Source organism: Dapis purpurea BLCC-M126 (assembly GCF_050015975.1).
GTDB lineage: Bacteria > Cyanobacteriota > Cyanobacteriia > Cyanobacteriales > Microcoleaceae > Trichodesmium.
This window is the reverse complement of record NZ_JBNHER010000202.1, coordinates 1-20676: the sequence shown is the minus strand read 5'-3', so window position 1 is coordinate 20676 and position 20676 is coordinate 1. Positions and strand designations below refer to the sequence as shown.

13 protein-coding genes and 1 CRISPR repeat array are annotated in these 20676 nt (G+C 36.5%); of the genes, 5 read left to right on the top strand and 8 right to left on the bottom strand.

Annotation, left to right across the window (positions count from 1 at the left end; translation table 11 throughout):
* Positions 1 to 537: 537 nt before the first annotated feature.
* From selD to ACP6PL_RS17835, 5 genes are all read right to left on the bottom strand, one after another.
* Complete coding sequence (selD, locus tag ACP6PL_RS17855; protein WP_426546615.1) at positions 538 to 2847, bottom strand: selenide, water dikinase SelD; 2310 nt, start codon at positions 2845 to 2847, stop codon at positions 538 to 540.
* 175 nt (positions 2848 to 3022) lie between these two features.
* Positions 3023 to 3913: a sirohydrochlorin chelatase gene (locus ACP6PL_RS17850; protein ID WP_426546614.1), complete on the bottom strand. Its 891-nt coding sequence runs from the start codon at positions 3911 to 3913 to the stop codon at positions 3023 to 3025.
* A gap of 445 nt (positions 3914 to 4358) precedes the next feature.
* The gene (locus ACP6PL_RS17845; protein ID WP_426546613.1) at positions 4359 to 5105 is read right to left on the bottom strand and encodes a M15 family metallopeptidase; all 747 of its coding nucleotides are present in this window, start codon (positions 5103 to 5105) and stop codon (positions 4359 to 4361) included.
* A gap of 2 nt (positions 5106 to 5107) precedes the next feature.
* Positions 5108 to 6697 carry a protein kinase domain-containing protein gene (locus ACP6PL_RS17840; RefSeq protein ID WP_426546612.1) on the bottom strand — a complete coding sequence of 530 codons (1590 nt, stop codon included), beginning with the start codon at positions 6695 to 6697 and terminating at the stop codon, positions 5108 to 5110.
* Between the two features lie 568 nt (positions 6698 to 7265).
* On the bottom strand, positions 7266 to 8789 hold the full coding sequence (locus ACP6PL_RS17835) for a protein kinase domain-containing protein (protein WP_426546611.1): 1524 nt from the start codon (positions 8787 to 8789) through the stop codon (positions 7266 to 7268).
* Between the two features lie 52 nt (positions 8790 to 8841).
* Here ACP6PL_RS17835 and ACP6PL_RS17830 point away from each other — a divergent pair, with 52 nt between their 5' ends.
* Together ACP6PL_RS17830 and ACP6PL_RS17825 are read left to right on the top strand one after the other, a co-directional pair.
* Positions 8842 to 10065, top strand: coding sequence for a DUF1460 domain-containing protein (locus tag ACP6PL_RS17830; protein ID WP_426546610.1), 1224 nt, complete (start codon positions 8842 to 8844; stop codon positions 10063 to 10065).
* 192 nt (positions 10066 to 10257) lie between these two features.
* Positions 10258 to 11637, top strand: coding sequence for an oligosaccharide flippase family protein (locus tag ACP6PL_RS17825; RefSeq protein ID WP_426546609.1), 1380 nt, complete (start codon positions 10258 to 10260; stop codon positions 11635 to 11637).
* Here the strand turns inward: ACP6PL_RS17825 and ACP6PL_RS17820 are convergent.
* Positions 11634 to 12824 (bottom strand): hypothetical protein, encoded by a 1191-nt coding sequence (locus ACP6PL_RS17820; RefSeq protein WP_426546608.1) that lies wholly within the window; start codon positions 12822 to 12824, stop codon positions 11634 to 11636. The genes ACP6PL_RS17825 and ACP6PL_RS17820 overlap by 4 nt on opposite strands.
* A 319-nt stretch (positions 12825 to 13143) precedes the next feature.
* On the bottom strand, positions 13144 to 14496 hold the full coding sequence (locus ACP6PL_RS17815; RefSeq protein ID WP_426546607.1) for a D-alanyl-D-alanine carboxypeptidase: 1353 nt from the start codon (positions 14494 to 14496) through the stop codon (positions 13144 to 13146).
* Positions 14497 to 14772: 276 nt separating this feature from the next.
* Between ACP6PL_RS17815 and ACP6PL_RS17810 the strand changes: the two genes are divergently transcribed.
* Positions 14773 to 15015 (top strand): type II toxin-antitoxin system HicA family toxin, encoded by a 243-nt coding sequence (locus ACP6PL_RS17810; RefSeq protein WP_426546606.1) that lies wholly within the window; start codon positions 14773 to 14775, stop codon positions 15013 to 15015.
* Between the two features lie 2 nt (positions 15016 to 15017).
* Entirely contained in the window at positions 15018 to 15248 is a 231-nt protein-coding gene (locus tag ACP6PL_RS17805) for a type II toxin-antitoxin system HicB family antitoxin (protein ID WP_426546605.1), read from the top strand.
* Positions 15249 to 15312: 64 nt separating this feature from the next.
* Here the strand turns inward: ACP6PL_RS17805 and ACP6PL_RS17800 are convergent, their stop codons facing one another.
* The gene (locus tag ACP6PL_RS17800; protein WP_426546604.1) at positions 15313 to 15471 is read right to left on the bottom strand and encodes a hypothetical protein; all 159 of its coding nucleotides are present in this window, start codon (positions 15469 to 15471) and stop codon (positions 15313 to 15315) included.
* 109 nt (positions 15472 to 15580) lie between these two features.
* Positions 15581 to 17099: a CRISPR direct-repeat array (repeat unit 36 nt; unit sequence GTTTCAATCCCTAAATAGGGATTAGGGTTTCCAGAG).
* A gap of 639 nt (positions 17100 to 17738) precedes the next feature.
* Here ACP6PL_RS17800 and ACP6PL_RS17795 point away from each other — a divergent pair.
* Positions 17739 to 20129 carry an ATP-binding cassette domain-containing protein gene (locus ACP6PL_RS17795; protein ID WP_426546603.1) on the top strand — a complete coding sequence of 797 codons (2391 nt, stop codon included), beginning with the start codon at positions 17739 to 17741 and terminating at the stop codon, positions 20127 to 20129.
* Positions 20130 to 20676 lie beyond the last annotated feature (547 nt).

The following is a 20676-nucleotide window of genomic DNA, read 5'->3' as shown; positions in this document are numbered from 1 at the left end:
TACATCACTCAAACAAAAATTAGTGTGTGGATGAGTTATTAATCTATTGATTTGCAATCGCCTCCTACCCCATACTATAAGTCTAAATACTTACTCAAGTTTTCCCCTCTTTATGTACTACATTTTGTCGTGCGGAATGTAGGTTATAACTATTCAACCGGACATGATATAATGGATAATTAGAGCATTAAAGAGTTAGATATAATATCAAATCCGCTTAATTCGGTATAAAAAAAATTTTCATCTTCATTCAAGAGCAAATGTTTCTAAATTCTCTTTCCTCCTGACTCCTGACTCCTGACTCCTGACTCCTGACTCCTAGATTAACTATCTAATTACACCGATACTACCGGATTTGATATAATCTGTTGAATAGTTGTTATTGCGACGATAGGAAGCAATCTCAGGGGTGCGCGGAGATTGCTTCCTTTCACTCCGTTCCAGTCGCAATGACTTGGGTATAGTAATTATCTAAATATGATATCACATCATATTATCAGTTATCAGTACCTCTAGTTTCAGTACTTTATTTCTTGGTCAAAAATTAATTTTAATCGGCAGCATCCCTGTATCTAACAATAACACTCGCCCAATAATTATACTTTCAGAATATTCCTGTTGCAGTGCATTCAAACAAGCACTCGCCGACTCAACAGGCACTGTAGCAACCAACCCACCAGAAGTTTGCGGGTCAAACAACAACGGATAAAGAGGATGCAAACTCCCTTGTTCCCGATTTTGAATTGATGCAGATAGTTGCATATTTTCGGGGTACAGGGAACTAAAAATACCTTGTGCCAAAGTTTCAGCGACTCCTGGCAACACAGGAATAGCTTTCATATCTAATTCTACACCAAATTTTTGCCCTTTCAGCATTTCCAACAAATGTCCGACTAACCCAAATCCAGTCACATCAGTACAAGCAGTCGCACCATACTCTAATAATAACTGGGCAGCATTCTGATTAGAAACTAACATCGATCTAATAGCACTTTCAATCCAACGCCCCCTTGCTTTGAGACGCATATCCGCAGCAAATAATGTTCCTGTTCCCAAAGCTTTGGTTAATATCAGCACATCTCCCGGTTGCATCCCTCTCTTGTACAATAGTTTTTCTGGTGATGCTAAACCATTACAGGTGAGACCAAAAGCAAGTTCCTCTCCCTCTGTTGTATGACCACCCATTAAAACAGCACCCGCTTGATTTAAAACTTCTGTTGCTCCCAATAACAATTGATATAAACTATGCTCCTGTTTAGTCGGAGCAGCGTAGGGAATAGTAGCGATCGCTAACCCACTTTGAGGCATCGCCCCCATAGCAAACAAGTCGCTCAAACAATGATTAGCTGTAATTTTTCCCAATAAATAGGGGTCATCCACTAACCCTCGAAAATAATCTATCGTCTGCACCATTACCCTATCTGTTGGCACCTTAACCACCGCAGCATCATCAGGCGTATCTATACCAATCAAAATATCATCCCTCTTGATTTCCTGTGGAATTTTGTGCAGCACATTCTCCAAAACCGAGCTAGCAACTTTCGCTCCACAACCAGCACAGTGCATCGGGGAATTTTTCTTTCTGCCTTCTGCTTTTTGCCTTCTACCTTCCATTTTCAGATTAGAGAACTTATTCATAAATTTACGGTCAATACCTTCTTTCCAACGCCAGAGTAACGGATGAGGGCCAAAACCTATTTTCCCACGGGAAGCGATCGCCTGTTCATCACCAGTACCAATCAAAATCAGGAATTTTTTCTGAGGTATAAATGACTTGAGTGGTTTTCCTAGGAGAGCGCGTTGTAGATTTTCAAACAAAGGTTTTCCCTGGCGCACTGCAAACACCCCAGCTTTAGGACGAGAATGATTCACCATTGTTGCCACATCTCCTACTGCAAAAACTTGGGGATGAGAAATTGACTGTAATTTCTCATTGACCAAAATACAACCTCTCGCATCTGTTGCCAAACCTGCTTTGTGTAACCAAGGTGTTACCGATGCTTGAGTTACCCAAAACAGAATATCGCATTCTACTGCCAACCCTGAATCACAACGAATAATTTTGGGTGTTAGGATATTGGGTGTAGTTTGTTGAGTTTTCCGATCATTCATCCCCACATCTGTAGCAAAATCACTGTGAGCGACTACCTCCCCAACATTTTCCTCTAAATGCAATACCAGGCCACGACTTTTGAGAATTTTCTCAACTTCCTTTCCTACCCAAGGATAACGGTTTGGTAATAATCTTGTCCCCCGATGAAATAGATGCAATTCTAAATTATCATTAGCTTGTTTTGCATTGCGATAAATTTGATGGAGATGACTTTGCACCGCGAAAGCTAACTCTATCCCCCCAGCACCACCACCTACTATTCCGATCCTAATTCTCTGTGTGGGAGATGCGGAAACCATTGTCGTTATCTGATGCCAATAAGTGAGAAATTGTGATATAGGTTTGACGGCAATCGCATATTCTGTTGCTCCCGGTACAGTTAAACTCGCGGGAGTGCTACCAATATTAATGGAAAGTAAATCAAAATTTACAGGGGGACGGTTAGCACAGAGTATCTGATTTTTCTCCATATCTAGACCTATAGCACGGTCTACAAATATTCTAGCGCCAGCAAATTTGGCAAGGGGGCGCATATCGATGTGACATTGGTCGAAGTTGTATACACCTGCTACATATCCAGGCAACATTCCAGAGTAGGGCGTGTGATATACATCTGTGATGAGAGTTAGTCTGACTCCTGGTATGGGCTTCATGGCAAATTTTCGGATAGCAATCGCATGACTATGACCGCCTCCTATTAACACTAAGTCTGTTTCTGTTTGTATGGATGTCATATAATTAGGGAATAGGGAATAGGGAATAGAGATTAGTATTAAACTGCTTTATCATTTTCCCCTTTCTTGTCAATATTTATATCAAATCTCCGTCCTTGGGAGTTTTATAAGAAACCGGGTTTATGGGAGATAGATGTCACTGGCATTTCATATAAACCCGGTTTCTATGCTTTATTTATAATATTACTTCTTCTTCCTTCTTCCTTCTTCCCTCTTCCTTACTTTTTATCAAATCTGAAACCAACTCTGCTAACTCCTCTGTTGCACCAAGAGGAGTAGTTAGATGAAACTTAATATTAGGATATATTTGAGAGAGTCGATCTATCGTATCAGCGATCGCATCAGTAATACCCCCATTAAACAGAAAGTAAGGCAAAATTCCAATTTCTCGATATCCTTGTTTAACTAATATCTCAACCCTAGACTTGAGGTCAGGAGGAACACTCCAATAAGCAGTAGACACCAAAACTTGGCAACTACTAGCGAGGGACTGGGCTATTTTTTCCACAACTTCATTACCACCGGAGCGACGACTACCATGAGAAATAAGTACCCAGGCATCAGCAGTTACAGAACTTATTTTAGTCGCCAGTAGATTTGCCATTTTTGGATGGGAACCAATATAAGGAGACAAATTGATTTTAACAGGGGTATTAATTTCTAATTTATTTTCAAGCTTCAAGTTACTCTGTTGTTCCTGCAAAACCGTCTTTGGCGAAGCACTTGCTCTTACCCGCTCTCGGAATATCTCAATTTCTGCGGGAATATCTTCCGTGACATGAACTCCCGGTAAAAGGAATAAAGGTATTATTTGCATTTGAGTAATATGCAGCGATCGTGTATATTCCCAAAAATATTCAATTTGTTCGTGTAAAGGTTTCACTCCAAGTTCTAAAACCCCTGTAGTAATCACAGGAGATTTTAGTATATTATTATGCTTCCTAAAATATTTACTTAAAGGTATTTGTCCAGATAAAAGTTCAGCTAGTTTGTTTAATTCTAGCTTTGGTCGTGGGTCACGACTACCATGAGATACTAAGAAATATGTTGATAAGTAGTTAGCCATTTCAGTTATCAGTTATTAATTATTATTTTTTAGTTATATGGATAATTATAGCTCCAATTTTTCTTTAGTTTTTGTCGTTAAGTTGATACTATTACAGATGTCATAAATATAAGGAATTAGGATTCTGACAGTTTTTATAGCTAGGCAACTCAACAAACAAGCAAAAATTAGCCAAGTTAAGTGCTTTAGCTATAGTTAATATTATAGAACTATCCCACTATGAAGGCAAATCTATTTTTGGTACGTTTTCCATGAAGATTTCAATTATCATAGAATTTCGTCTGTTTTGACATTGAATAACTAAAATTACCGAATAATTAAGGTTTAAAGCCTTCTATTTCAAGAGAAATAAGAAAAAATTTTCCTTTTATTCAATCCTATCCGTTTTTAGGTAGAGGTAATTATCAATTATCCATTATCAATTATTGAAAGATACTCTAAAAATTTAAAATTTGGTATTTTTAGCATTAGCAAATATGGCGTTTGCTTCTGGCGAACTGATAAAACGCCAATGCCAAGGTTCATAACTAATACCTTGAGAATTATTGGGAGGAAATGACATTTCGAAGCCATATTCTTGGGCATGAATTTTTAACCACTGAAAAGCTGTTGTATTTTCAAATTCTGGAGTTAAATCCAAGCTCGGAAATTGACCATCTCCTAAATCTACAGCATAACCTGTATGATGTTCGCTATATCCAGGAGGTGCATTAAATTTAGCTGCTTGTTGTTCGGAACCTAATTTGTTTACTTGAGTCTTCCATAATATTTGTTGTTGTTGAATAGTTCTAAATCCTGAAATGACAATTATCCAAATTCCTTCGGTTCTAGCAGTAGATATTAAGTGCATTAATTTTTGAGCAGCTTCTCGATTAAGTTGTTCAAAACGTTGATAATTATCTCTACTATAACTACCAACTATAATCAATTTGTCGAGATTAGTTTCTGCATAAGGAAAGTGTTGTAAAAATGGTTGGTTATTAGCTAATTTTTGAGTAGGACTTAATTCTATATAGTCATTTTTTATAGGATTTGATTCAGGTGAAGTAATAACAGTTGTAGTAGAATCTCTAACTATATTAGCAGGAAAAAAATGTATAGCTGATAGACCAAGTATGACAACTATTGCTGCCATAAGACTTCCCATTATTAATAGCTGTAATTTACTCAACAATTGACGCAAAATTTTCATGTTTAGAGAGTGCGAGAGTTAGATATTTTCCACTGACCATCTATTAATTTTAAATTGTAAATAATCGTCAGAGTTTTAAAATCTGTTTCATTAGGGTCAATTTTGCCATTGCGGTACAAACTATATTCTTCAGTAATTCTAACTTTGATAGTAGCACTGTCATTATTAGCAAAAAATTGTTCTATTGAGTCAAGTCTTTGCACGCCATATTTATAGTAAGCATTGTTATTTTTTAGCCAATTAATTGAACCATTTACTCCTGCTATTTTTTCATAAAAATCTCCTGTGGTTAATTCATTGGCAATTTGGCTATTGTATGGAGGAGAAAACATTTTTGCTTTTGCTTCTAGCCAAGTCTCAATTAACTTGGCGACTTCTGTTTCTGTGATTGAATTTTCCGTTTTTCTAGGGGAAGGTTGAGGTTTTTGAGACTTGGTTGAAGTTTTGGGAATTGGTGATGGAGAAGTTACTTGATTTGGATTGGTATTTGTTGTTGAAGGTTCAACTTTTTCTGGGTATTGATCTGTAAAAATAGAATTAACTAAAACAATTCCAATCAGAATAAATCCACCAATTATACTACCTGTAATTATTGCTTTTTGCCAGTCTCCCATCTGACTAGCATTTGGTTTGAGAGTGGGAGGATTAGAAACTATAGGTTGAGAAGGGCTTAAAGCTTCTGGTGGGGGCGATGTAACAAGGGTTGGTGCTGGTTTAGGAGCTTCTGAGACTGGCAAAAGAATAGGAGGTGGTGGAGAGGGTACTGTGGGTGCCATCGCGGTTGGTCCAAATTTTAAGGCGTGAAGCATTTCTTTAGCGGTGGAGTAGCGATCGCTTGGGTTAGGTTGAATGACTTTATTTAAAATTTCTGTTAGTTGGGGAGTTATATTTGTTGTCAAATTTTCCCAGGGTGAATTTGTTGGTAACTGACTGGGATTTTTTCCTGTTAATAAATAAATTATTGTTAATCCCAAACTATATATATCGCTGGCATAAACTGGATGTCCTGCTGCTTGTTCGGGTGGCATAAATCCTGGAGTTCCTATTACTATGGAGCGAGAGGGATTGCCTTTTGAATTGAAGGTTGTTCCCATTAATTCTTTGACTGCTCCAAAGTCAATTAATACTGGCAAGTCATCTCTTTCTCTCCAGATTATGTTGCCTGGTTTTATATCTCTATGGATGATTCTTTTGCTGTGAACATATTCTAAAACAGGGAGTAAACTAACGAGGATTTGTCTGACAAAATTTTCGTTAAAAACTCCTTCTGATTGTAATTTTTTTGTCAGAGTTTCTCCTTCTATCCATTCTTGTACTAGATAGAATTGTGCGTTTTCTGTAAAATATGCATATAATCGCGGAATCTGATTATTTGTTTCCCCTAGTTCTTCTAAAATAGCTGCTTCTCTTTGAAATCTTTCTTGTACAAGTTGATAAATTTGAGGATTATTTACTATAGGTTTAAGTTGTTTAATAACGCAAAGACGACCAGATGGCATTTGAGTATCTTGGGCAAGAAATGTTTCACCAAATCCTCCACTTGCTAATGTTTTAATAATTCGATAACGGTTATTTAAAATTGGTTGATTCATATAGCAGTCAGATTTTGGTTGTAAATAAAATCTCTTGGAATTAGGCAACAGGTTCAACCAAATTTATATAATATCATGTCCGGTTGAATAGTTATAATTAAAGCTTGTAGTAGAGCTTTAGCCCTAAGTCTAGATAGGGCTACATCCCTACTACAAACAAAAACTTTTTTATCTCTTATTATCCGGACATCATATAATACCATTTCTCAAAAACTTTTATATACTTTCTTGAGTACGGGAGTAAGGGAGTGGGTAGGGAGGTTGAATGCAACATTCCTACGGGAGAAGTAAACATAATAACAATTAACATTAACTGGTTAATAATTAGGTATGGTAGTTATTTCACCTGTGTTAATTACTTGATAACTGAAGTGTCACCAAACTATAGCATTAATGCATGGGAATTGGTATAACTATCTTTTTTAAATTTGGTCTAATAATTTAAGAAAAAAGAAGTACATATAGTATTGTTCACCCTTTGTGTAAGTATACTTTTTTTTCTTTTCTGTTCCCTGTTCCCTATTCCTTATTCCCTGTTCCCTATTCCCTATTCCCTATTCCCTGTTCTCTAAATAATTCTAGAAGCAGCTATTTTCCATTTGCCGTCTATAAATTGCAAATTATAGATGACTGTTAATTGGGATGAACCTGACCTTTTAGTTTCTAATTGCTTATTTTTAAATAGTTGATATTCTTCAGTAATTTTAACTTGAATAGTTGCTTGACTTCCTTGGGTCGAAAAATATTCAATACTGTCTATTTTTTGAACTCCATATTGATAGTAAGCATTGTTTTCTTTTAACCAAGCGAGCGCTCCATTTGAAGACAAAATTGTATCATACACTTTTCCTGTTGTCAATTCAGCAGCAAGTTTTTGATTATAGGGAGGAGCAAATATATCTTTTTTTGCTTTTAACCAAGTCTGGATTAATTTTTTAGCTTCTGGTTGAGAAATTGATGTGACTAATTCTGTAGTAGGTGGTGTGGGAAAGGTTGGGATTTCTAATTGTGGTTGGGAAGATTTAATTAAGGTATTTTTGAGCAAAATACCACTTAATAAACAACTACCAATAGCACCGCTAATAATCACAGTTTTCTGCCAATTTCTGCGACTGATAGATAGTTGAGTTGAAGGTAGTTCTAAATGTTTATCTATAGATAAATCTAAAGTTGTTGTTTTGTCAGAATTATTGATAACTACTAAAGATGGAGATGGCTGCTCTGTTTCATTGGTAAAAACCTGAATTGAAGCAGACTCTAAAGCTTCTAACATTTCTCTAGCTGTAGTAAAGCGATCGCTAATATTAGGTTGAACTGCTTTATCTAAAATTCCTGCTAATTTAGGAGTTAAATTGTTAGCATATTCTTGCCAAATAATATTTCCAGTTTGTAAATCCATTTCCAAATCTTGAGGAACTTTTCCTGTAAGTAAATAAATTGCTGTTAATCCTAAACTATATAAATCGCTGGCATAAACTGGTCGTCCAGCAGCTTGTTCAAAAGCCATATATCCAGGAGTACCAATCATAATAGAAATAGGTGTATTTTTTTCAGAATTAATTGCTGTAGAAATAGACTCTTTTACTGCCCCAAAATCTATTAAAACTGGCAAATCATCTTCTTGACGCAAAATAATATTTTCCGGCTTAATATCTCGATGAATAATATTTTTGCTATGTATATAGTTAATAACTGATAGTAAACTAATCAGCATTTTCTGAACATAACTATCCGTCATTTTACCTCTAGCTTCTACTATTTTTGCGAGGGTTTCTCCTTCTATCCATTCTTGTATTAAGTAAAATTGACCTGCTGTGTCACTAAAATAAGCATATAATTTAGGTATTTGAGTATTAGTCTCCCCTAATTCTTCCAAAATGGCCGCCTCTCGTTGAAAGCGTTGTAGTACCTGTTGGTAAATATCAGGATTATTTGTAACTACTTTAAGTTGCTTAATTACGCAGTAGCGACCAGAAGGCATTTGGGTATCTTCTGCTAAAAAGGTTTCCCCAAATCCACCACTACTGATGGCTCGTATAAATCGATAGCGATTGTTCAAAACTGTAGGTTTCACATCAGTAAATATTACCAATTTCTTCTTATTTAGGATAACATACTTGTAGGCTAAGATTCCCGATAAACAAATGAGAAAATTATTAGAGTTACCTGTTTTAGCAGTGGTATTCACTGGATTCTACACAGTAAATTTTCCTCTGGCGTTAAATAATTTGATGTCTTTTTTCAGCTTGGTTAATACTGCTCAAATAGATGGCAATATTCAGAGAAAATATCTTGTAAATAATCAGGATAATGAAAAAATAAAATTTGATAGTGAAAAGTTAATTAATCCCCTAGCATCTATTTCAGAAAAATCACTAAATCTGCGTCTAATTCAATTTTCCGATACTACTTTAAAATCCCTATATTTATCTAGTAATACCTTCTCAAAAATATCTACTTTATCAAAGCAAAATGTTTTCAAAGAATTCCCAGTCGGTCCGTCTCAGCCTCCCACAAGACCATTAATTGATATTCAATTAAATAAAAGTGGTAGAGAAAAAGGAGTTAATAAAATACCACCATCAAATATTCAAGAAGACCCCAAGTTTAAACCAGTAATAGAGTATGCCATAGAACAGAATCTTGCTGAACGTTCTATGGCAGAAATTATGCAGGCGATCGCTGATTATTTTATTGGTAGTCCCTACAAAGCTGGATTATTAGACCAATCCAATCAAGAGTCTTTAGTGATTACTTTGGATGGATTTGATTGTGTATTATTTGTGGAAACTGTTTTGGCAATGGCGAGGGGAATAGCAATGGAAGATTATTCTTATTTAACCTTTATTAATCATATTAGAAACCAGCGTTACTGGAAAGGTCAAATAGATGGATATTGCAGCCGTTTACATTATTTTTCTGAATGGATTGCTGACAATCAAAGACGAGGAAATGTTAGAGATATTGGTGTTAAACTAGGAGGTGAAAGGGTAAACAAACCATTATTTTTTATGAGTAAAAATAGATTGAAGTATCCACAAATTGCTAGGAATGATGCGAATTATCAGTGTATTGTTAGTATGGAAAATAGTATTAGTAAACTGAAAATAAACTATATTCCATACTATAAAATCCGCAGTATTTATTCTCAGCTAAAACCAGGGGATATTATCGCCGTAGCAACAGAAATTAATGGATTAGATGTTACTCATACTGGCTTAGTTTATCGTAATTCCGATGGTAATATTGGTTTTATTCATGCTTCTCCTGCGGGAAAAGTAACTGTTGCTTATGATTTAGAAAGATATATTTGGAATGTGGAAAGTGCCATTGGTATTTTAGTGGCAAGACCAGTCGATCCCAGATAAGTTAGAATTCAGAATTCAGAATTCAGAAGTTAGAATTCATATTAAACACTGACATGAAAACTGTTGTAAAATCCAGTTGAACAGTTGTCATTGCGACGATAGGAAGCAATCTCAGGAGTTGGCGGAGATTGCTTCCTTCCACTCCGTTCCAGTCGCAATGACGTACTTGTAAATTTTTTCACCAACCTACTTATGACTCAAAGCTCATTATCAGGAAATTCAGACAGTTTCAATTTCAGCACTCTAGTTAAAGATGTTAAAGTAGCCTTAATTATTCAATTAGCAGGGTTATTGCTTATCTACTTAGTTAAAGTATTTTTAGCCCGATGGATGGGCAAAACTGAGTACGGTATTTATGAATATGTCATCTCTTGGTCATTACTCTTGGCAATTCCAGCAGGATTGGGTTTGCCTCGCACAGTATTGCGCTTCATTTCCGAATACCGAGTTAAGCAAGATTGGGGACTTTTAGGCGGTATTATCCGTGGCAGCTTGTTACTAACCATATTGGCTAGTGTATTGTTGTGTTTAGTCACCAGGGGTCTAATTTTATGGCTCAACCATTATCACAGCTTTTCTTACGCAAAACCACTTCTAATTGGGATTTGGTTAGTGCCACTACAGGCTTTGGTCCAGTTATTTTTGGAAATCGCCAGGGCAATGAAAGATGTAACTTTGGCCTATGTACCCTCTCTAGTAATATGGCCAATATTATTGCTGTCAGGAGGATTATTTTTTTGGCAAAGAAACCACGCACTCTGCAGCATCACAACAATCAAAATTTCAATGGTAATGTTAGCGATCGCCCTATCATTCCAATTATGGCTGTTGTGGGGGAAATTAGATACAGAAGTTGAGCGGACTACTCCCATCTATAACTACCGCAAGTGGATAAGCATCGCCCTAGTTTTGTTATTACAGACAGGATTTAGACAGATTTTGAATCAAACAGATATTGTGATGGTGGGTTCGGTAATTGGAACTGAGGAAGCAGGGATTTACAGCGCGGTGGTGAAGACTGCTCAATGGGTAGCTTTCTCTTTGCAAACTGTTAATATTGTAGTCGCTCCTGTTTTTACTACCCTTTATATGCAAGGCGATCGCCAGGAGTTACAAAACCTGGTCTCTAAAGTGACTGTCTGGATCTTCTGGTTTTCCTTAGCTATTGCTGCTATCTTGATTATCTTTGCCCAACCTGTGATGGGGCTTTTTGGGTCAGATTTTGTCGTTGCTCACTGGCAGTTAAAGATTTTGGTTTTAGGACAATTGGTGAATGCTTTATGTGGATCTGTGGGATTCTTGTTGATAATGACTGGTTATCAAAATCAAGCGGTTTTTGTTTATGGTTATACTGCTTTAATTAATATTGTTTTGAATGGAGCATTAATTCCTATATTTGGTTCCATTGGAGCAGCGATCGCTACTAGCTTGACGATGGCTATGTGGAATATCTGGCTCAGTTTCCTAGTGATTAAGCATTTAGGTATTTACCCTTCAGTTTTTTATAGTTTCTTCCGCAGGAAAGGCAATCGCGCACTAGATTCTTCCCGTGGAAATAACTCCTCAAATTAGTCTGCTTCTTGCCAGTAAGCATCCACCACTGCAAAAGAATCTCCGAATAATTCTGAGTTTGGCTTTTCTTCCCCCAAAACAGTTTTCGTTTTCCCATTGATAATCGTCTCCAGCACGGAGTTAATTTCTGGGGTTGGGTTTTTGTGTTGATGGAAAATAGCGATCGCGTAGGCAACAAAAGGATGAATATCCCCTAATTTCAAAGTTTCGCTGCCTGCCACAGTCCCCTCTAGTTGTTGCAAAGAGGGCATAGCAGCATTTTCGGGTGCGTATAGCAGATCGAGGTACAGGGGAATCAGTCGCCAAATAAGCTCTTGTGACTGAGGTGAAAAGGCGTATGGAGCAATGGCTTCCCCAGGAACTAACAACTCTATTTCATTACTATTGCGTATTTTTCTTGTTGCAGAAGGATAGGAAGCTACTATGTTATTAAAGACCTTGTTTTGAGATTGCACCATTAAATTGGAATTGAGCCTCTCAAGATTATCAATTTCAAAACCTAATTGCTCAATTGTTTTGCCAATTGCATATTCAGGATTTTGCCTGAGTTCTATTAAATCCAGAACTGCCAGTTTTTTTGAACTTCCAGCAATCCTAGATTGCAACATATTCCAATCCCTGATTAAATTCTGCCATATCTGCAAATTATAACTAATAATTGTACCCGAAGGCCCTCCAGGTCTGAAGCTTTGGATGTCTAAGGCTTCTGTTGTTTGGGCTTTCTCCAAGACTTTGTAAGGATTGGTCATCAATAAGCCATTGCCCTTGTATGCTAAGTCAGTCAAGAAGGATAACCATGATAAGTGTTGTAAGTGAGGCTCCCGGATTATAAACAAAAACTTTTCAGGAATCTGAATCCATTGCTCCCAAATTTGGGAATGAAAGAAACGAGTAGTTTCTTTGACAAAAATTGTAGCATGGTTTTTCTGCTGGAGAATTTCTTCTATCTGCTCAACAATCAAGCCACAACCCATTTCATAGATGTCAGCATCAAAGGGCTGTTTATTCGGTCTGAGGATACCTCCCAGTTTTTTATTCACACGCAAAAAAGGTTGATGGATTGCTCTATCCGCCAATTTTGAAAAAATCACTTCGGCCAGCGTAGATCCACTTCTATCAGTTCCGTGAATGTAAAATATGGTCGCTTTATCTTGGCTGACAAGCTGTTTTAATCTTGATTCACTCATAAAAATTTTGTTTGTAGTAGGGCTTGATCCCTATCTATAGTTCGGGCTAAAGCCTTACTACGAATTTTAATTATAACTATTTAACCGTACATAATATAAAATCTAAAAGCGTTAATACTTCAACGGATTGAAATCTGGTAGATACAGAGGTGTTCGGTAGATATATTCCTAGATTTATAAATGACAAATAGTTGTCTTTATTTATTTATTCTTCCCTATTCCCTATCTCCTTTTTATGTTTCCTTTACAAACAATCTCTAAGATTTTTTTCAGAAGTTTTTGTTATAGTATTAATCTTACTTTTGACTTATCTAGATTCTTATTTTTTCCCATCTTCAACAATTTCACTACGAGAAGTTTTAGCTTTTCTCTCAGGATTAGCTGTTAATTCTGGTGGCGACAACTCAACAGCACCCCACTTGTTCAACACATCTTTTAGTAAAATTTCTTGTTGATTTCTTAATTCAGTTACACTAGATCCTTTATTCAGAATTGTAAACCAAACAACTCCTTTTTCTTTTGTAGGTAAAGCACCTCCTAAAGCACTAACATAATTCAGAGTTCCAGACTTAACTACTGCAAAATTTGGCAGTTGTTTCCGCTCTTCTAAAATACCTTTATCTTTACCAACTACAGTAAATACATCTGCCACATTCATATTGTATTGCTGAAGATATTTATCAATTGCTAGAAACATTCCTGTAGCAGCGCGAGGAGAAATGCGATTTTCTTCTCCTAAACCAGAACCATTAATTAGTTGGATTTCCTCTTTTGGTACTCCCGTAAATTCAGCAGCTTTTTCCGCAACTACTTGATAACCTCCCACAGCTTCAGCTAACATATCTGCCATTAAATTATTGCTATATTGATTCATTTTTTTGACCAGTTCAGCTAAGGGAAAAGAATAATGTCTAATTAATAGTTTCGTATTTTCAGGAGCAGTAGGAGAAACTTTTACAATACCATCAATAATTACTTGCGGTTTTGCCGTTCCAGGAGGTAAAGTTTGATATTGAGTTAAAGCTTCTCTCGGCCAAATTTGACTGTTCAATCCTTGTTTAAGAAAATTACCAGCAGTTTGAGGATTAGATTCAAAATTCATGTAAAATTTACCAGTAATAATTAGATTGCCAGTAACTCTTTGAATCCCTATTTTATTTAATAAATTTCCAATAGCGATCGCCTCTTCCCAAACAAATAACGGATCTTCTCCTCCTTGAATAACTAAGTCTCCATTTAAGACACCATTTTCAATTTTTCCTGTTGTAGAAATTAAGGTAATAAATTGATGGTTGGGATTAAAAGTTTCTAGGGCGACTAAGGAAGTTGCTACTTTAGTAATAGATGCTGCGGGTAAAGGAATTGTACCTTGATGGTTTGCTAATAAAGTATCGTTTGATTGTATCCAGATGCCTTGATTTTGTTCAGAAAATCCTTGATTTGCTAATCTACTGAGATATGTTTGTACTTGAGTAGAAGCTATTTTTTCGGGATTATTTGGAGGTAATGTTAAGGGTTTTTGAGGTATTTTTATTGATACTTGTGATGCTTGTGGGGAAGGAGTTGTTTCGGGACTGGGAGATGTTATTTTTGGTTCGGGAGATTGACATCCAATTAGACATAAGGAAATACAGAGAGTAGTTATAGATAGTTTTTTTGGGGTTAGTTTCATCTGGAAAAATCACCTTTTAATAATCGGATAATGCGGGTAAAAAAACCTAACCCCCCAACCCCCTTCCCTGCAAGGGAAGGGGGAGTCTCTCCCCTCTCCTCGCAGGAGAGGGGTTGGGGGAGAGGTGTTCTAGGTTACTCGCTCCTAACCAATAATTTTAGTCTAGACGTGCTAGTAGTAGGGATTAGAATTTCCAGAGACGCTAAACCAATTATTTAATTGTTTAATTATTAATTATTTCGGTAATATAATAGAAATCAAAAGTAAAAAGGAGTAATGCCCAAGAAAATACGAGAATTAAAAGCAATGGTAGCGAAAGTTGGTTATATACTTCAACACAAACGCGGTAAAGGAAGTCATACTTTTTGGAAACATCCTTTGTTACCTGAAAAACCATTGACTATTCCAGGAAAAGATGGTGATGATGCACCATTATATTTGGAGAGAAATATTCAACGAGTATTGAAAAAGTTGGCAGAATTGAAAAAACAAGAAAATGAAAAAAGCGAGGAGGAATAAAAATGAATTATCAGTATAGTATGGTAATTCAATGGTCTGAAGAAGATAGGCTTTTTTTAGTTCATTTACCTGAGTTTCCTTGGCAAGAATTTCATACTCATGGTCGAACATACGAGGAAGCAGCCAAAAATGGTCAGGAAGTAATTGAAACTTTTATAGAAATGCTTATTGAAGAGAATAAACCCCTTCCAGAACCTAGAATGTTTCCCCAAAAGCCATTACAAGTAATTTGATTAGAGGTTAGTAACGCACCATTTTAGGAGAAATTTTTGGTGTGTTACTGTTTCTGCTTTATTTTTAAGGAAGCGATCGCACAGGCAAATCCAACACAGCAAAATATCTTGCCAAAACTCTACAAATTCCTTTATTAATAGCTGATTTACCTAAATTATTAGAATATAAATATAACTTCCAAGAAAACCTATAATTAATATGGCGAGAAGCATGGTTTTTCAATAATTAATAATTAACAATTAATAATTAATAATTACCTCTTCTTCAAATAGGGATTAGGGTTTCCAGAGATGGCTTGGAAGTTATGAAGTCATTTGAAGTTTTCCAAACGGTTTCAATCCCTAAATAGGGATTAGGGTTTCCAGAGGTAGTAAGTTCCCTGGAGGGAAAAATGCCAGAAGTTTCAATCCCTAAATAGGGATTAGGGTTTCCAGAGCGTAAATGTTACACAGACAGTAACGGTGCCCGTCACTGGTTTCAATCCCTAAATAGGGATTAGGGTTTCCAGAGTCATGATGAGTATTGCCAGGAAAACCCATTGGAGGCAGTGGTTTCAATCCCTAAATAGGGATTAGGGTTTCCAGAGGCTTACCGCATAGGTAAACTTGCAGATCAATATTTCCCGCTTGAGGTTTCAATCCCTAAATAGGGATTAGGGTTTCCAGAGGAACCCCACTGCTCAAGAAAGCAGTTGAAGAGGGTTCAAGTTTCAATCCCTAAATAGGGATTAGGGTTTCCAGAGTATTTCAAGAAAATAACATAGTGGTAATCAAGGGATTGTTTCAATCCCTAAATAGGGATTAGGGTTTCCAGAGATCGCTGGTGTTGCTTTAGTTTCCATGATTTTTTTGATTGTTTCAATCCCTAAATAGGGATTAGGGTTTCCAGAGCAACAAACTTACGACCTTATTTTGGAGGGTGATTATTTGTTTCAATCCCTAAATAGGGATTAGGGTTTCCAGAGCCTGCGATAAAAGCTGTGAAGAATTATATAAAGAGTTTCAATCCCTAAATAGGGATTAGGGTTTCCAGAGCAGAACCCCCCGTACACAGCTTTTCAACTTTGGATCCAGTTTCAATCCCTAAATAGGGATTAGGGTTTCCAGAGCAGCAACAATAGAAAAAAGGCATTTACAGTTTTCTAGTATATTGAAGTTTCAATCCCTAAATAGGGATTAGGGTTTCCAGAGGAGAACGGATACGAGCTAGAGGAGGTCAGGTTCTTCTCTGATACAAGTTTCAATCCCTAAATAGGGATTAGGGTTTCCAGAGCTTCTGTATCTTTTACAAACTCAGTAATTGCTGAAGAAATTGTTTCAATCCCTAAATAGGGATTAGGGTTTCCAGAGACATATTGGAAAGGAAGATGGTATTCATGTGATGTTGTTTCAATCCCTAAATAGGGATTAGGGTTTCCAGAGTGCTGAATCAAATTTAATCAACGATAACACCAACTCGTTTCAATCCCTAAATAGGGATTAGGGTTTCCAGAGGACACCCTAACAGGGGCAAACGGAGGAAGTGATGGAGTTTCAATCCCTAAATAGGGATTAGGGTTTCCAGAGGGAGGTCTTAGATAAGCACTTAAAAGAGGCCTTTGAGTTTCAATCCCTAAATAGGGATTAGGGTTTCCAGAGGTAGAATTTGACTATGCATTATGGCAAAAAGTTTCAATCCCTAAATAGGGATTAGGGTTTCCAGAGAATTAGGATCAATGAAATTTTTTTTTAGCTCTAACTATTTGGTTTCAATCCCTAAATAGGGATTAGGGTTTCCAGAGGGAAGTGCTGCGGAGAAGAGTAGTTCTTCCAGCCGTTTCAATCCCTAAATAGGGATTAGGGTTTCCAGAGAGTTCCGATCCAGAACCCAGACAGAGCAAGGGTTTCAGATAGGCCAATCGACGCACCCCTTTGACTTTATCATCAACAAGGCAAATTTTGCCAAAATGACGACCCTCAAACCCGCTCCTGGTATGGCATCGACGCAGTTCAACGAAAGAATCAGCATTACAGCGATTTTGCGAGGTGCGTCGGTGGGGTTCCATGCAAAGATGAAAAACCACCCGTTAGCCACCCTTTACAACCAAGAAATGACTAAAAACTTATTACTATTTATTTTTCGAGGTTCATAACTGTAAATATACTAACTTCTCCTTTTTTGTTTGTCAAGTAGATAGAAAAATTAATTTTTGACAATACTTTTATAAAATTTCAGTTTTTAATTTTGAATTTATATAATATAGCAATTCGCACAGTTATGAGGTACATTTACGATCCCCCTAAATCCCCCTTAAAAAGGGGGACTTTGAGACCTCCCTTTTAAGCGGTTCCCCCCTTACCAAGGGGGGTTAGGGGGGATCTAAAACTGTACCTCACCAATTTGAGAAACGCCATATAAGTAGTCGTTCAAAATCAATTTTCTATTATGATTCACAATATAAATATATATAAATAGAATCTCTGCCAAAGAATCTAAAATCAAATATTATTATGACTAACAAAACAGGGCAAACCACCCTTTTAAGCAATAATCCTTATATAGAATTAAATAATCAAGGCCAAATTATCACACTCCAACTAACACAAGACAATCATATCTTAGGACGCGATCGCCTCCGTGCCGATCTAGTAGTGCCTTCAGACTGGTTAGTTATCTCTAGTTATCACGCCATCATCCGGAAAGTTGACGATCGCTACCATATTTATGATGGTGATGGTTATCGAGCCAGCACTAACGGATTATTTCTCGATCGTACCCGCATTACTCCATCTGAAGGTCATCTGTTGCAAAATGGTATAGAAATAAAAATCGGTCTCGACCCCCAAAACCAAATTCTGCTCAAATATTTTGAACCGAATAATCCTGTAGCCATAGCATCTTTGCCAAAAACCCGCTCAATATCTTTGCAAGATCAATCGGTATTACTTGGTCGCGATCCTAATGCAAATCTAGAATTAAATGCTTCAATTGTTTCTCGTCGTCATGCCACTATTGAACCCAATGGTAAAGGTAACTATATTTTACGGGATTATAGTACAAATGGTGTTTTTGTCAATGAGGTGCGGGTTAAAAATACCATTGTTGTCACTGACGGAGCAGTAATTAAAATCGGACCTTTTACCCTCATTCGTCGTGGCGATAACTTGGAAGTTTTCGATCCAGGCAACCAAATTCGTCTTGATGCCGATCGCCTCTACAGAATAGTCAGAGATCAACGGGGGAAAACACGAGTTTTGCTGAATGATATCTCCTTCGCGATCGAACCGGGGCAGTTTGTTGCTTTAGTCGGAGGAAGTGGCACTGGGAAGTCAACTTTGATGCGAACATTATTAGGAATAGATCCGACAACTAAAGGCAAAGTTTATATAAATGGTGAAGATTTAAGGAATAATTTTAATATTTATCGGAATCAAATAGGTTATGTTCCTCAAGACGATATTATTCATCCCGAATTAACAGTATGGGAAGTATTAAATTATGCTGCAAAATTGCGCTTACCTCCAGATATTAATGTGAAAGAAATAGTCGAAAAAACCCTCGAACAAATAGAAATGACAGAAAGAAGAAATGTATTAGTTAGTCAGTTAAGTGGAGGGCAAAGAAAAAGAGTAAGTATTGGCGTCGAATTATTAGCAGATCCGAAATTATTTTTCTTAGATGAACCGACATCTGGACTCGACCCAGGATTAGACAAAAAAATGATGCAGCTATTAAGAAAGTTGGCAAATCAAGGACGAACAATTATTTTAGTCACTCATGCCACAGCTAATATTAGAATTTGCGATAGAGTAGTATTTTTAGGAAGAGGAGGGCGGTTATGTTACTTTGGTTCATCTAGAGAAGCTCTCAATTTTTTCTCAGTAAATACTGGAGACTTTGCTGATATTTATAATGAGCTAGAAACCAGCGATGAAAATATCAATGATTGGGTAAATAATTTTCGTCAATCAGAATATTATCGGCATTATATTTCCAATCATCTGAGTATTGATAATTTAAAATCTCCGACTAATTTACCTCCCAAAAAACAACCCCCTTCTTTTTGGCAACAACTATTTATTTTAATCGAACGATATTTTAAATTAATTTTCCGCGACCCGATAAATTTAGGTTTGGCTTTATTAACTGCTCCTATTGGTATTGGTTTAATTTTATTTGCCGTTAGAGACAAAAATCCATTTATTGGCGACCCGGAACCTACCTTAGCTCCTTTAGCTTTGCGAGTATTATTTGTATTTACTTGTGCTTGTTTATGGGTTGGTCTTTCGAGTTCCCTACAAGAAATAGTCAAAGAATCAGCTATTTATATTCGGGAAAGATTAGTTAATTTAGGATTATTTGCTTACCTAGGTTCAAAAGTAATAGTTTTAGGATTATTAGCAGTTTTCCAAACTCTATTAATAGCAGGAGTAATTATCTTTGGATTTGAGAGTCCTCAGCCAGAATTAATTTCATGGCAGATAGGAGTTAGTATTACTACTTTTTTAACTTTAATAAGTTGTATTAGTTTGGGATTAATGATTTCGTCGATTGTGAAAAATGGTTCTCAAGCTAATAGTGCTTTACCTTTAATATTGTTGCCTCAGATTATTTTTTCTGGTGTTTTATTTGAAATGACAGGTATAGCTAGTAAATTTTCTTGGGTAATGTTAAGTCGTTGGTCTGTAGCTGCTTATGGCGCACTGGTCAATGTTAATGAAATGGTGCCAGAAGCAACTAAATTACCAAACGGAACTACAGTTCCGTTACCATTTGATGGTTCAGATGTTTATAATCTTAACTGGGAAAATTTAGGTTTAAGTTGGGGAGTTTTATGTTTACATTCACTGATTTATTTAGGTTTAACTATTTGGTTTCAGAAGAGGAAAGATATTATTTAATAATTAATAATTAGGGCTTGCTGAAAAAGTCTTATCGGTAAGGGTAGGAGACAGGAGAAACAGGGAATGAGCGAGGAGGTAGTCAGAAGAATTATCCCTTGATTTTTCAGCAATGAGTCAACCCAAAATCCTAACTTTTTGAGCTCCCTAGAACGAAAATCTTGTACTTTTTCCAGACCTGAAAAGGCTGAAATATTTATCTATAAAGGCTTTGATGTTTAATCAGCAAACCCTAATTAAAGATAGTCGGTCTAGTAGTGCACTGTTTCAGCTAAAAATGTGCAAAGTGCTTTTTTCATAATCACCGCATTCCCCCATTTTCTAATGCACCATTTAAGATGAAACGGTCTACTACAATTTTGCTTTTCTATTAGTTTGTTTCTTAATTTCTAGTATTACATTTACCCAATTATTAATTATTAATTATTAAATAATTCTGGTTTAAAGCCTCCCCTTTTAAGGGAAAAAAGCGGTCGAGGGATGGCGAGGAAACCTCGCCATATCCAATCGACCAAGAGAGCGGTCGTTTGCGGAGCATTCCGAAGGA

Bases quoted from the DNA above. Each gene is read 5' to 3' on its own strand.
- selD (WP_426546615.1), bottom strand. From the start codon at position 2,847: ATGACATCCATACAAACAGAAACAGACTTAGTGTTAATAGGAGGCGGT.
- ACP6PL_RS17850 (WP_426546614.1), bottom strand. From the start codon at position 3,913: ATGGCTAACTACTTATCAACATATTTCTTAGTATCTCATGGTAGTCGT.
- ACP6PL_RS17845 (WP_426546613.1), bottom strand. From the start codon at position 5,105: ATGAAAATTTTGCGTCAATTGTTGAGTAAATTACAGCTATTAATAATG.
- ACP6PL_RS17840 (WP_426546612.1), bottom strand. From the start codon at position 6,697: ATGAATCAACCAATTTTAAATAACCGTTATCGAATTATTAAAACATTA.
- ACP6PL_RS17830 (WP_426546610.1), top strand. From the start codon at position 8,842: ATGAGAAAATTATTAGAGTTACCTGTTTTAGCAGTGGTATTCACTGGA.
- ACP6PL_RS17825 (WP_426546609.1), top strand. From the start codon at position 10,258: ATGACTCAAAGCTCATTATCAGGAAATTCAGACAGTTTCAATTTCAGC.
- ACP6PL_RS17820 (WP_426546608.1), bottom strand. From the start codon at position 12,824: ATGAGTGAATCAAGATTAAAACAGCTTGTCAGCCAAGATAAAGCGACC.
- ACP6PL_RS17815 (WP_426546607.1), bottom strand. From the start codon at position 14,496: ATGAAACTAACCCCAAAAAAACTATCTATAACTACTCTCTGTATTTCC.
- ACP6PL_RS17810 (WP_426546606.1), top strand. From the start codon at position 14,773: ATGCCCAAGAAAATACGAGAATTAAAAGCAATGGTAGCGAAAGTTGGT.
- ACP6PL_RS17805 (WP_426546605.1), top strand. From the start codon at position 15,018: ATGAATTATCAGTATAGTATGGTAATTCAATGGTCTGAAGAAGATAGG.
- ACP6PL_RS17795 (WP_426546603.1), top strand. From the start codon at position 17,739: ATGACTAACAAAACAGGGCAAACCACCCTTTTAAGCAATAATCCTTAT.